Genomic DNA, 13,738 nt, shown 5'->3' on the forward strand with positions numbered 1-13,738 from the left:
CGCCGTCGTCCGTGCCGTTGATCGTGACCGTCACATCCTTAGTGACCACGCCACCGTTGCCGTCATCGACGGTGACGGTGAACGTCTCGGTGATGGATTGGCCCGTCTTCAGACCTTGGACGTCCTTATTGGCGTTGTCCAGGTTGTACGTCCAGTTGCCCGACGAGTCGACCGAGAACGAACCGTACGTACCCTTGCCCTCGTTGTTAACGGTCCAGGTGTGGGTATCGGTCGTGTCAACGTCGGCCACATCCAGCTTGCCGGTGGCAACCAGCGAACCGTCTTCGGTGACGGCGCCATCGGCCTTGCCGGTCAGGACCGGGATGTCGTTGGTACCGACGATGGTGACGACGACTTGACCCGTCGTGCCGTCAGCGGTGGTGACGGTGAACGTTTCGGTCAGGGTCTTGCCAGCGCCCAGGCCTTGGACAGCCGGGTCGTTGTTGGTCAGGTTGTACGTCCACGCGCCGTTCGCGTCGACAGAGAACGTGCCGTGTTGGCCGGCGGTGTTGGTTTGAGCCTGGAACACCGCTTGGCCGGCGTCCGAGTCCGTGACGTCAAGCTTGCCACCCACGGAGAGCGTCTCGTCTTCGATGACTTGGCCCTTGTCACTGTCAGGCGTAGCGGGCGTAATGATCGCGCCGTCGTCCGTGCCGTTGATCGTGACCGTCACATCCTTAGTAACCACACCGCCATTGCCGTCATCGACGGTGACGGTGAACGTCTCGGTGATCGATTGGCCCGTCTTCAGACCTTGGACGTCCTTATTGGCGTTGTCCAGGTTGTACGTCCAGTTGCCGTTGCCATCAACGGAGAAGGAGCCGTAGGTGCCCTTGCCGTCATTGTTGACGGACCAGGTGTGGGTATCGGTCGTATCAACGTCGGCGACATCCAGCTTGCCGGTGGCAACCAGCGTGCCGTCTTCGGTGACGGCGCCATCGGCCTTGCCGGTCAGCACCGGGATGTCGTTGGTACCGACGATGGTGACGACGACCTGACCGGTCGTGCCGTCAGCGGTCGTAACCGTGAAGGTCTCGGTCAGCGTCTTGCCAGCGCCCAAGCCTTGGACAGCCGGGTCGCTGTTGGTCAGGTTGTACGTCCACGCGCCGTTGGCGTCGACGGAGAACGTGCCGTGTTGGCCGGCCGTGTTGGTTTGAGCCTGGAACACCGCTTGGCCGGCGTCCGGATCGGTGACGTCGAGCTTGCCGTCAACAGACAGCGTCTTGTCTTCGATCACTTCGCCCTTGTCAGCGCCCGGAGCCCCCGGGGTGATGATCGCGCCGTCGTCCGTGCCGTTGATCGTGACGGTCACATCCTTGGTGACCACACCGCCGTTGCCGTCATCGACCGTAACCGTAAACGTCTCGGTGATCGACTGACCGGTCTTCAGACCCTGGACATCCTTATTGGCGTTGTCCAGGTTGTACGTCCAGTTGCCGTTGCCATCAACGGAGAACGAACCGTACGTGCCCTTGCCATCGTTGTTAACGGTCCAGGTGTGCGTGTCGGTCGTGTCAACGTCGGCGACATCCAGCTTGCCGGTGGCAACCAGCGTGCCGTCTTCGGTAACTGCACCATCAGCCTTGCCGGTCAGCACCGGGATGTCGTTGGTACCGACGATGGTGACCACGACTTGACCCGTCGTGCCGTCAGCCGTCGTAACCGTGAAGGTCTCGGTCAGGGTCTTGCCAGCGCCCAAGCCTTGGACAGCCGGGTCGCTGTTGGTCAGGTTGTACGTCCACGCGCCGTTGGCGTCGACGGAGAACGTGCCGTGTTGGCCGGCCGTGTTGGTTTGAACTTGGAACACGGCTTGGCCGGCGTCCGGGTCCGTGACGTCAAGCTTGCCACCCACGGAGAGCGTCTTGTCTTCGACGACTTCGCCCTTGTCGCTGTCAGGGGTAGAAGGCGTGATGATCGCGCCGTCATCGGTACCATTGATCGTGACCGTAACGTCCTTGCTCACTACGCCGCCGTTGCCGTCGTCCACCGTGACGGTGAACGTCTCGGTAATGGACTGACCGGACTTCAGACCTTGGACGTCCTTGTTGGCGTTGTCCAGGTTGTACGTCCAGTTGCCGTTGCCATCAACGGAGAACGAACCGTACGTGCCCTTGCCCTCGTTGTTAACGGTCCAGGTGTGCGTGTCGGTCGTGTCAACGTCGGCGACATCCAGCTTGCCGGTGGCAACCAGCGTGCCGTCTTCGGTAACTGCACCATCAGCCTTGCCGGTCAGAACCGGGATGTCGTTGGTACCGACGATGGTGACCACGACTTGACCGGTCGTACCGTCAGCGGTGGTGACCGTGAAGGTTTCGGTCAGGGTCTTGCCAGCGCCCAGGCCTTGGACAGCCGGGTCATTGTTGGTCAGGTTGTAGGTCCAGTTGCCGTTGGCGTCGACAGAGAACGTGCCGTGTTGGCCAGGCGCGTTCGTTTGAACTTGGAACACGGCTTGGCCGGCGTCCGGATCGGTGACGTCGAGCTTGCCACCCACGGAGAGCGTCTTGTCTTCGACGACTTCGCCCTTGTCGCTGTCAGGGGTAGAAGGCGTGATGATCGCGCCGTCATCGGTACCATTGATCGTGACCGTCACATCCTTGGTAACCACACCACCGTTGCCGTCATCGACGGTGACGGTGAACGTCTCGGTGATCGATTGGCCGGACTTCAGACCTTGGACGTCCTTGTTGGCGTTGTCCAGGTTGTACGTCCAGTTGCCGTTGCCATCAACGGAGAAGGAGCCGTAGGTGCCCTTGCCGTCGTTGTTAACGGACCAGGTGTGGGTATCGGTCGTATCAACGTCGGCGACATCCAGCTTGCCGGTGGCGACCTGCGTGCCGTCTTCCGTGACGTTGCCGTCGGCCTTGCCGGTCAGCACCGGGATGTCGTTGGTACCGACGATGGTGACCACGACTTGACCGGTCGTACCGTCAGCGGTGGTGACGGTAAACGTTTCAGTCAGCGTTTTGCCAGCACCCAGGCCTTGGACGGCCGGGTCGTTGTTGGTCAGGTTGTAGGTCCACGCGCCGTTGGCGTCGACAGAGAACGTGCCGTGTTGGCCGGCGGTGTTGGTTTGAGCCTGGAACACCGCTTGGCCGGCGTCCGAGTCCGTGACGTCAAGCTTGCCACCGACGGAGAGCGTCTCGTCTTCGATGACTTGGCCCTTGTCACTGTCAGGCGTAGAGGGCGTAATGATCGCGCCGTCGTCCGTGCCGTTGATCGTGACCGTCACATCCTTAGTGACCACGCCACCGTTGCCGTCATCGACGGTGACGGTGAACGTCTCGGTGATGGATTGGCCCGTCTTCAGACCTTGGACGTCCTTGTTGGCGTTGTCCAGGTTGTAGGTCCAGTTGCCGTTGCCGTCGACGGAGAAGGAGCCGTAGGTGCCCTTGCCATCGTTGTTAACGGTCCAGGTGTGGGTATCGGTCGTGTCAACGTCGGCCACATCCAGCTTGCCGGTGGCAACCAGCGAACCGTCTTCGGTGACGGCGCCATCGGCCTTGCCGGTCAGCACCGGGATGTCGTTGGTACCGACGATGGTGACGACGACCTGACCGGTCGTACCGTCAGCGGTGGTGACGGTAAACGTTTCAGTCAGCGTCTTGCCAGCACCCAAGCCTTGGACGGCCGGGTCGCTGTTGGTCAGGTTGTACGTCCACGCGCCGTTGGCGTCGACGGAGAACGTGCCGTGTTGGCCGGGCGCGTTCGTCTGAACTTGGAACACGGCTTGGCCGGCGTCCGGGTCCGTGACGTCAAGCTTGCCACCCACGGAGAGCGTCTCGTCTTCGATGACTTGGCCCTTGTCACTGTCAGGCGTAGCGGGCGTAATGATCGCGCCGTCGTCCGTGCCGTTGATCGTGACGGTCACATCCTTGGTGACCACGCCGCCGTTGCCGTCATCGACGGTGACGGTGAACGTTTCGGTGATGGATTGGCCCGTCTTCAGACCTTGGACGTCCTTGTTGGCGTTGTCCAGGTTGTACGTCCAGTTGCCGTTGCCATCAACGGAGAAGGAGCCGTAGGTGCCCTTGCCGTCATTGTTGACGGACCAGGTGTGGGTATCGGTCGTGTCGACGTCGGCCACATCGAGCTTGCCGGTGGCAACCAGCGTGCCATCTTCGGTAACTGCACCATCAGCCTTGCCGGTCAGGACCGGGATGTCGTTGGTGCCGACGATGGTGACCACGACTTGACCCGTCGTGCCGTCAGCGGTCGTAACCGTGAAGGTCTCGGTCAGGGTCTTGCCAGCGCCCAGGCCTTGGACAGCCGGGTCGTTGTTGGTCAGGTTGTAGGTCCATGCGCCGTTGGCGTCGACGGAGAACGTGCCGTGTTGGCCGGGCGCGTTCGTCTGAACTTGGAACACGGCTTGGCCGGCGTCCGGGTCCGTGACGTCAAGCTTGCCACCCACGGAGAGCGTCTTGTCTTCGACGACTTCGCCCTTGTCACTGTCAGGCGTAGAGGGCGTGATGATCGCGCCGTCATCGGTACCATTGATCGTGACCGTAACGTCCTTGCTCACTACGCCGCCGTTGCCGTCGTCCACCGTGACGGTGAACGTCTCGGTAATGGACTGACCGGACTTCAGACCTTGGACGTCCTTGTTGGCGTTGTCCAGGTTGTACGTCCAGTTGCCCGACGAGTCGACCGAGAACGAACCGTACGTGCCCTTGCCATCGTTGTTAACGGTCCAGGTGTGCGTGTCGGTCGTGTCAACGTCGGCGACATCCAGCTTGCCGGTGGCAACCAGCGTGCCGTCTTCGGTAACTGCACCATCAGCCTTACCGGTCAGGACCGGGATGTCGTTGGTGCCTACGATGGTGACCACGACTTGACCGGTCGTGCCGTCAGCGGTGGTGACGGTGAACGTTTCGGTCAGCGTCTTACCAGTGCCCAGGCCTTGGACAGCCGGGTCGTTGTTGGTCAGGTTGTAGGTCCACGCGCCGTTGGCGTCGACGGAGAACGTGCCGTGTTGGCCGGGCGCATTCGTCTGAACTTGGAACACGGCTTGGCCGGCGTCCGGATCGGTGACGTCAAGCTTGCCACCCACGGAGAGCGTCTTGTCTTCGACGACTTCGCCCTTGTCGCTGTCAGGGGTAGCGGGCGTGATGATCGCGCCGTCGTCCGTGCCGTTGATCGTGACCGTCACATCCTTGGTGACTACACCGCCATTGCCGTCATCGACCGTAACGGTGAAGGTCTCGGTGATCGATTGGCCCGTCTTCAGACCTTGAACATCCTTGTTGGCGTTGTCCAGGTTGTAGGTCCAGTTGCCCGACGAGTCGACCGAGAACGAACCGTACGTACCCTTGCCATCGTTGTTGACGGTCCAGGTGTGGGTATCGGTCGTGTCAACGTCGGCCACATCCAGCTTGCCGGTGGCGACCAGGCTGCCATCTTCGGTAACTGCACCATCAGCCTTGCCGGTCAGCACCGGGATGTCGTTGGTACCGACGATGGTGACCACGACTTGACCCGTCGTGCCGTCAGCCGTCGTAACCGTGAAGGTCTCGGTCAGGGTCTTGCCGGCGCCCAAACCTTGGACGGCCGGGTCGTTGTTGGTCAGGTTGTACGTCCATGCGCCGTTCGCGTCGACGGAGAACGTGCCGTGTTGGCCGGGCGCGTTCGTCTGAACTTGGAACACGGCTTGGCCGGCGTCCGGATCGGTGACGTTGAGCTTGCCGTCAACAGAGAGCGTCTCGTCTTCAATGACTTGGCCCTTGTCGCTGTCAGGCGTAGCGGGCGTAATGATCGCGCCGTCATCGGTACCGTTGATCGTGACCGTCACATCCTTAGTGACCACGCCGCCGTTGCCGTCATCGACCGTAACCGTAAACGTCTCGGTGATCGACTGACCGGTCTTCAGACCTTGGACATCCTTGTTGGCGTTGTCCAGGTTGTAGGTCCAGTTGCCCGACGAGTCGACCGAGAACGAACCGTACGTACCCTTGCCGTCATTGTTAACGGTCCAGGTGTGGGTATCGGTCGTGTCAACGTCGGCCACATCCAGCTTGCCGGTGGCCACCAGCGTGCCATCTTCGGTAACTGCACCATCAGCCTTGCCGGTCAGAACCGGGATGTCGTTGGTGCCGACGATGGTGACCACGACTTGACCGGTCGTGCCGTCAGCGGTCGTAACCGTGAAGGTCTCGGTCAGTGTCTTGCCAGCACCCAAGCCTTGGACGGCCGGGTCGTTGTTGGTCAGGTTGTACGTCCAGTTGCCGTTGGCGTCGACAGAGAACGTGCCGTGTTGGCCAGGCGCGTTCGTTTGAACTTGGAACACGGCTTGGCCGGCGTCCGGGTCCGTGACGTTGAGCTTGCCGTCAACAGAGAGCGTCTCGTCTTCAATGACTTGGCCCTTGTCGCTGTCAGGGGTAGAAGGCGTAATGATCGCGCCGTCGTCCGTGCCGTTGATCGTGACCGTTACATCCTTGGTGACTACACCGCCATTGCCGTCATCGACCGTAACGGTGAAGGTCTCGGTGATCGATTGGCCCGTCTTCAGACCCTGGACATCCTTGTTGGCGTTGTCCAGGTTGTACGTCCAGTTGCCGTTGCCGTCGACGGAGAAGGAGCCGTAGGTGCCCTTGCCCTCGTTGTTAACGGTCCAGGTGTGGGTATCGGTCGTATCAACGTCCGCGACATCCAGCTTGCCGGTGGCAACCAGCGTGCCATCTTCGGTAACTGCACCATCAGCCTTGCCGGTCAGGACCGGGATGTCGTTGGTGCCGACGATGGTGACGACGACTTGACCCGTCGTGCCGTCAGCGGTGGTGACCGTGAAGGTTTCGGTCAGGGTCTTGCCAGCGCCCAAACCTTGGACGGCCGGGTCGCTGTTGGTCAGGTTGTAGGTCCACGCGCCGTTGGCGTCGACGGAGAACGTGCCGTGTTGGCCAGCGGTGTTGGTTTGAGCCTGGAACACCGCTTGACCAGCGTCCGGGTCCGTGACGTCAAGCTTGCCACCGACGGAGAGCGTCTTGTCTTCGATGACTTCGCCCTTGTCGCTGTCAGGGGTGGAAGGCGTAATGATCGCGCCGTCATCGGTACCATTGATCGTGACCGTCACATCCTTGGTAACCACACCACCGTTGCCGTCATCGACCGTAACCGTAAACGTTTCGGTGATCGACTGACCGGTCTTCAGACCTTGGACGTCCTTGTTGGCGTTGTCCAGGTTGTATGTCCAGTTGCCGTTGCCATCAACGGAGAAGGAACCGTACGTACCCTTGCCGTCATTGTTAACGGTCCAGGTGTGGGTGTCGGTCGTGTCAACGTCAGCCACATCGAGCTTGCCGGAGACGACAAGGCTGCCGTCTTCCGTGACTGCACCGTCGGCCTTGCCCGTCAGGACCGGGATGTCGTTGGTCCCGACGATCGTGACCACCACTTGGCCCGTCGTGCCGTCCGCCGTCGTGACCGTAATGGTTTCCGACAGCGTCTTGCCAGCGCCCAAGCCTTGGACGGCCGGATCGCTGTTATTCAGGTTGTACGTCCAGTTGCCGTTGGCATCGATCGAGAACGTGCCGTGCGTGGTGGTGGCGTTCGTCTGAACCTGGAACACCGCTTGACCCGCGTCCGGGTCGGTGACTTCCAACTTGCCGCCGACCGACAGCTTCTCGTCTTCGACGACCTGGCCCGCGTCAGCACCCGGTGCCCCCGGGGTAATGATCGCGCCGTCATCCGTGCCGTTGATCGTGACGGTGACCACTTGCGTCGTCACGCCGCCGTTGCCGTCGTTGACCGTGACGGTGAACGTCTCGGTCAAGGTCTGGCCGGCGATCAGTGCCTGGACGGTGGGGTTGGCGTTAGCCAGGTTGTAGGTCCACGTGCCGTCGGCCGCAATCGTCAGCGCGCCGTATTGGCCGGCGCCATTGTCGTTGACGGACCACGTGTGCGTGTCGGACGTGTCGACGTCAGCCACGTTCAGCTTGCCGGTGGCGACCAGCGCCGTGTCTTCGGTGACCGCGCCGGCGGCTTGGCCGCTGATCGTGGGGACGTCGTTGGTGCCCTGGATGGTGACGGTGACCGTGCCGGTCGTGCCGTCAGCCGTGGTGACCGTGAAGGTCTCGGTCAGGGTCTCGCCAACGGCCAGCGCTTGCACGCGGGTGTCGTTGTTGTTCAGGTTGTAGACCCACGCGCCGCTGGCGTCGATCGAGAACGTGCCGTGCTGGCCGGCCTGGCCGGATTGCACGACAAAGCGCGCTTCGCCGTCGTCCACGTCGGTGACGTTCAGCTTGCCGTTCGCGGTGAAGGTGGTGTCTTCCTTGACCGTGCCGGCGTCGTCGCCTGCGTTGGCCGGGGTGATCTGGGCCGGGTCGTTCACGCCGACAATCGTCACTTCGACGGTGGCGGTGGACGTTGCGCCGCTAGGATCGGTGACCGTGTACGAAATCGTGCTGGTGGCGGTCTGGCCGGCGGGCAGGTTCTGGAAGCCCGTGCCGGGCGTGAAGACGTAGCTGCCGTCGGGCAGAACGGTAAAGGTGCCGCCGTTGGAGCCGTTGACGGTGACGCCGCCCGCGGTCATGGGCCGGCCGCTGACCGACACGATGGCCAGGGGATCGCCGTCGGGATCGCTGTCGTTGCTGAGCAGGTTGCCGCGCTGGACCGCGTTCTGGTCGCCCGTGCTGGCATCGTTCAGTGCGGACGGGGCGCTGTTGGTCGCTGCCGGGACAGCGGCATCGCCGTTGTTGTCGCCCGTGGCGCCGGCGGCGCCGGCGCGGGGCAGGGTGTCGTCACCGCGGCCGGGGTTGGCGTAGGCCAGGTCCAGCGGCGTGGTGGTTTCCAGGATGCGGGCCAGGCGCACGAAGCTGCTGCCGCCGGCATCGCCGCCGCCGGCCACGATGGCGGCGGTGGGGTCCAGTTCGTCAAACGGGTCGCGGCCGGCCTGCAACGCGGCCAGCAGGCGATCGGAATCCGTGCCGGTGGGCGGCGTCAGCGCGGCTTCGCTGGGGTCGGCCAAGGGGCCCGTGATGTCGCCGTTGACGGCGACTTCACGGCTTTCGCCGATCACGATCGGCATGCCGTTTTCAACCTGAAGGGAAACCGTGGCGCCCGAAGCCGTAACGATGTCGCTGCCGGCGGGGACTTTGCTGCCTTGATGCAGTTCGGTCAGCGAGCCGTCGCTGTTGCGTATCCACGCGCGACCGGAGATTTCATTGACGACTGCGGGAGTAGTGTTGGCCATGTGGGTTCCGTTTCAGGGAGTTATCCAAGATGGCCAGATACTAAAGAGCGCCGGGCGGGCGCGATATTGTCCTTAAGGACAGTTTCAGGAAGTAATTTTGCTGCGTGTGTCGGCCGGCGCTGAAATGCCGTGCACCAGCAGGGCAAGTTGAAGGCGATCGGACACGCCCAGCTTTTCAAAGACGGCGGAAAGATGCGCCTTGACCGTGCGTTCGGTGATGCCCAGGGCCTCGGCGATCTGCGCGTTGGCCTGACCGCTGGCGGCGTAGCGCGCCACGGTGATCTCGCGCTCGGTCAGCAGGCCGTTGTCCCAGGAATGCGAATCCTGGGCGCGCTCGGTGACCAGCTTTAGCAAACGCGCCACCAAAGAGCGGCCCATCCATATCCCACCGGACAAGACCACTTCCAGCGCTTGCGACAGCGCGGCGGCGGGCGCGTAGCTGTGGCAATAGCCATGGGCGCCCGCGCCCAGCGCTTGCGTGCCTTGCTCGTCATTGGGGCTGGGGCTGGCGACCACCAGATGCAGGCCGGCCAGGGCAGGGCCCCAGCTGGGATCCTGCCACGACGGCAAGCGCGGCACGTCGGTATCCAGCACGGCCAGCGTGCGGCCTTGCTCTCGCCAGCGTTGCAGGTCGGCCAGGCCGCGCCCGCGGGCAGCCAGCCAGCGCGTGGAATCCAACGCGCGCCAGTGTTGCCAGAGCAGGTCGTCGTGCGTAATCAACAAGACGGGAACGGGTTTCATAAAGCCTTGCAGCTCTCCTTTAACGTTCGGTGAAGGCATTTGCCTTGGCACGCAGAATCGGTTTGAGCAGGTACTGCAACACGGTGCGTTTACCCGTCAGGATATGAACCTCGGCCACCATCCCGGGGATGATGGGCAATAGTTTGTCGCCCACGGTGCTGCGGTCCGTGCGGACCCGCACCACGTAATAGGAATTGCCTTTTTCGTCGGTGACCGTGTCGGCGCCGATCTGTTCGACCTTGCCTTCCAGGCCGCCGTAGATGGCGAAGTCGTAGGCGGTGAACTTCACTTCCGCCTTCTGGTCGGCATGCAGGAAACCGATGTCGCGCGGCTGGATGCGCACTTCCAGCAGCAGCGTGTCGTCCTTGGGCACGATCTCGATAATGTCCTTGCCCGGCTGCACCACGCCGCCGACGGTGTTGTTGAACAGCGTCTTGATGGTGCCGGCCAGCGGCGCACGCACTTCGGCCAGCTTCACGCGGTCGGCCAGGGCCAGCTTGCCCTGGCGCAGGGTCGACAGCTTGGTGTTGGTCTCGGACAGTTCGCTGCGGGCCTGGTTGCGAATATTGAGCTCGGACTCTTCCAGCTTGCTTTGCGCTTCCTTGATCGACGCCTGGAACCGGTCAATCTGCGCCTCGGCGCCTTTTTGCTCGCCGCAATACCGCGCCACGTCGCGTTGCAGGCGCAGCAGGTCCACTTCGGACACGGCGCCGCTCTTGAGCAACGGCCGGGTCACCTGCAATTCACGCGATGTCAGTGCGCAACTGGCCGAGGCTTGATCGCGCTTGGCGATGGTTTCGCGCAGGTCTTCCTGGCGTTGCTTGAGCTGTTCGCGCGCCACGTTGATGGTGGCGTTCAGCTCGGTGTTGCGCGCTTGCCAGGCGTTGCGTTCCATTTCAGCCAGGCCGGGCGCCTGCTTCAGCACTTCTTCCGGCGCCACGAAAGGTTCGCCGGTGGCCAAGGCCTGCAAGCGGGCGGACTTGGCCAGCAGCGACAGGTATTCCGCGTTGTTCTCGCCCAGGGAAGAGGCAAAGCGCGTGGAATCAATTTTCAGCAGGGTCTGGCCGGCCTGGACTTCCTGGCCCGGGCGGACCAGGATTTCCTCGACGATGCCGCCGTCCAGGCTTTGGATGATCTGCACTTGGCGCGACGGCACAACCTTGCCTTCGCCGCGAACCACTTCGTCGATGCTGCCGGTGGCGGCCCAGACGATCAGCAGGAAGGTCGCCAGCAGCGCTACCCACAGCAGCACGCGCGAGCTGCGGGCCTGCGACTCCTGGATCACCCATTCGGCATTGCCGACATAGTCCGAGCGCTTTTCCCGCTTGCCTTTTTCGGTGCCGTCCAGCAACCGGTCAAAGAAGAATACGAAGACGTTGCGCAATTTGCGCCACAGGGTGCCCAGCAGGCCGTGCCGGGTCTCTCCAGGATTTTTCAGCATGGCGCCCTTAACTCCCGCGTCCAACGCGTCCTTGACGCAGTGCTTCGACAACTTGCTCCTTGGGGCCGTCCGCAACGATGTGACCGTTATCGATCACGATCAGGCGGTCCACCAGGTCCAGCAGCGCGGTGCGGTGCGTGACCAGCAGGATTGTCTTGGTGGCGCTGGCCTCGCCCAGCCGCTTGCGTAACTGCGCTTCGCTCTGGTGGTCCATGTTGCTGCTGGGTTCATCCAGCAGCAGGATCGGCGGGTCGTTGATCAGCGCGCGGGCGACGGCGACGGACTGGCGTTGGCCGCCCGACAGCGATTCGCCGCGTTCGCCGATGACCATGTCGAAGCCGTTGGGATGCAGGTTGGCAAAGTCCGTCACGCCGGCCAGGTTGGCGGCGGCCAGGATGCTGGCGTCGTCGGCGTAGGGCGCGCCCATGGCCAGGTTGTGTTTCAGGCTGCCGTAGAACAGCGTGGGGTCTTGCGGCACATGGCCGATGGCGCGGCGCACGTCGGCCGGGTCGATCTGGCGCACGTCCACACCGTCCAGCAGCACAGCGCCTTCGGTGGGCTGATACAGCGCCAGCGCCAGCTTCTCCAGCGTGGTCTTGCCCGAGCCGATGCGGCCGATGATGCCGACCTTTTCACCGGGCTTGAGCTTGAACGACACCTTCTTCAGTACCGGCTGCGTGCTGCCGGGGTAGGCGAAGGTGACGTCGCGAAATTCCAGGCCGCCATGGAACACGGGGCGGTGCAGGAATTCGGCTTCGGCCGGGCGTTCAATCGGCAGCTTCATATAGTTGTCGATGGAACCCAGCGAGGTGCGGGCGTTCTGGTATTGCATCAACAGCCCGGCAACCTGGCCCAGCGGCGCCAGGCAGCGGCTGGCGATCATGGATGCGGCGATGATGCCGCCCATGGACATGGCCGATTCCTGCGCCTGGTACACGCCGATGATCACCACGGCGATCGACACCAGTTGCTGGATCGCTTGCACAAAGCCGACGGTGGACGACGAAATCAGCTTGAGCTTGCCGCCTGTCTGCGCGATGAATTCCGTGGCGCGTTCCCAGTTGCGTTGCACCGAGCCTTGGGCGTTCAGCGTCTTGACCGCCTCCAGGCCGGTCAGCGCTTCGACCAGTGTCGCGTTGCGCTGTGAGCTGGCCTGGAAGCTGGCCATCGTCAGCGCTTCCATGCGTGCCTGTGCGGCTAGCGACACCAGCAAAATCAGCACGATGGCAACCAGCGGCGGCAGGATCATCCACGGCGATATCCAGGCCAGCGCGGCCAGGAACAGCAGGATGAAGGGCAGGTCGACCAGCGTGGTGATGGTGGCCGACGCGATGAAGTCACGGATGGATTCGAACGACCGCAGGTTGGCCGCGAACGATCCGACGGACACGGGGCGGCCTTCCAGCCGCAGGTCCAGCACGCGTTCCATGATCTGCGCGGACAGGCGCACGTCGACGCGCTTGCTTGCACTGTCAACCACATGAGAACGGGCGGTCGACAGCACCATGTTGAAAATCACCACCAGCGTGATCCCGATAGCCAGCACCCACAGCGTTTCAACGGCGTTGTTGGGCACCACGCGGTCATACACGTTCATGGTGAACAAGGGCATGGCCATGGCGAAGATATTGATCAGCAGCGCGGCGACCAGCGCATCGCGGTACAGGCGCCGGTTTTCCATGATGGCCGCCCAGAACCAATGGCGTTCGCGCACTTTGGCCACTTCGGGCGCGCGGGCGTCGAACCGGAATTGCGGACGCACGAAGCAGACCAGGCCGGTGTATTGCGCGGCCAGGGCTTCGGGCGTCATCTCGACGGAACTGCCGCCAAGCTCGGGATGGCTGACCACATATTTGCCGTCTTCTTTTTTCAGCAGCAGGCAGGCGCGTTCGCCTTGCAACAGCAAGATGGCGGGCAGAAGGTCGGGGGAAATGCTGTCCAGCGTGCGCTTGACCACGCGCGCGGAAAGTTGGGCCCGCGCCGCGGCGCGCGGCAGCAGGGCAGGGGTCAGGCGGTGTTCTTCCAGGGGCAGGCCGGCGGACAGCGCCTGCGCCGTGGCGGTCACGCCATGCAGGCGCGTAATTTCAACCAGGCAGTCCAGCAACGGGTCGTCATGCGCCGCTCGGGCGTCGGCGCGCCATTCACGCGCCGCCTTTTCAGATAACTTGTCCATCTTCGTCATCCAAGAGGTCTAGGTGTTCCGAGAGGCGCGCGCGTTGCTGCTTGCGCTGGGAAAGCTTTTGCTGTGCCTGGATAGGCAGGTCTGTCATGCGCAAGGTGCCATTGGCGATCAAGGCGTCGATCAGGTCTTCAAGAACGCGGACAAAGTCCGCGTCCAACTGCGAAAATTCGTTGCCCTGGGGCGTCATATGGCC

Annotated in this window: 5 protein-coding genes; all 5 read right to left on the bottom strand. The window is 62.9% G+C overall.

Annotated elements, in window-relative coordinates; translation table 11 throughout:
- Positions 1-9,181 (bottom strand): retention module-containing protein (locus tag AC6LJY_RS21575; RefSeq protein ID WP_498136703.1); only part of this gene is annotated, 9,181 nt, incomplete at its 3' end.
- An 84-nt stretch (positions 9,182-9,265) separates the two neighbouring features.
- Positions 9,266-9,922, bottom strand: coding sequence for a helix-turn-helix transcriptional regulator (locus AC6LJY_RS21580; RefSeq protein ID WP_046807560.1), 657 nt, complete (start codon positions 9,920-9,922; stop codon positions 9,266-9,268).
- Positions 9,923-9,941: 19 nt separating this feature from the next.
- Positions 9,942-11,363 carry an HlyD family type I secretion periplasmic adaptor subunit gene (locus AC6LJY_RS21585; protein WP_046807559.1) on the bottom strand — a complete coding sequence of 474 codons (1,422 nt, stop codon included), beginning with the start codon at positions 11,361-11,363 and terminating at the stop codon, positions 9,942-9,944.
- A gap of 7 nt (positions 11,364-11,370) precedes the next feature.
- The gene (locus AC6LJY_RS21590; protein WP_413815387.1) at positions 11,371-13,536 is read right to left on the bottom strand and encodes a type I secretion system permease/ATPase; all 2,166 of its coding nucleotides are present in this window, start codon (positions 13,534-13,536) and stop codon (positions 11,371-11,373) included.
- Positions 13,520-13,732, bottom strand: coding sequence for a hypothetical protein (locus AC6LJY_RS21595; RefSeq protein ID WP_006218695.1), 213 nt, complete (start codon positions 13,730-13,732; stop codon positions 13,520-13,522). The genes AC6LJY_RS21590 and AC6LJY_RS21595 overlap by 17 nt, the downstream gene beginning before the upstream one ends.
- Positions 13,733-13,738: the final 6 nt, after the last annotated feature.

Source organism: Achromobacter sp. RT286_PF (genome assembly GCF_059760425.1).

What these genes read in the sequence shown, in the direction of transcription:
- AC6LJY_RS21580 (WP_046807560.1), bottom strand. Translation starts at nt 9,922, where the DNA reads ATGAAACCCGTTCCCGTCTTGTTGATTACGCACGACGACCTGCTCTGG.
- AC6LJY_RS21585 (WP_046807559.1), bottom strand. Translation starts at nt 11,363, where the DNA reads ATGCTGAAAAATCCTGGAGAGACCCGGCACGGCCTGCTGGGCACCCTG.
- AC6LJY_RS21595 (WP_006218695.1), bottom strand. Translation starts at nt 13,732, where the DNA reads ATGACGCCCCAGGGCAACGAATTTTCGCAGTTGGACGCGGACTTTGTC.
- AC6LJY_RS21590 (WP_413815387.1), bottom strand. Translation starts at nt 13,536, where the DNA reads ATGGACAAGTTATCTGAAAAGGCGGCGCGTGAATGGCGCGCCGACGCC.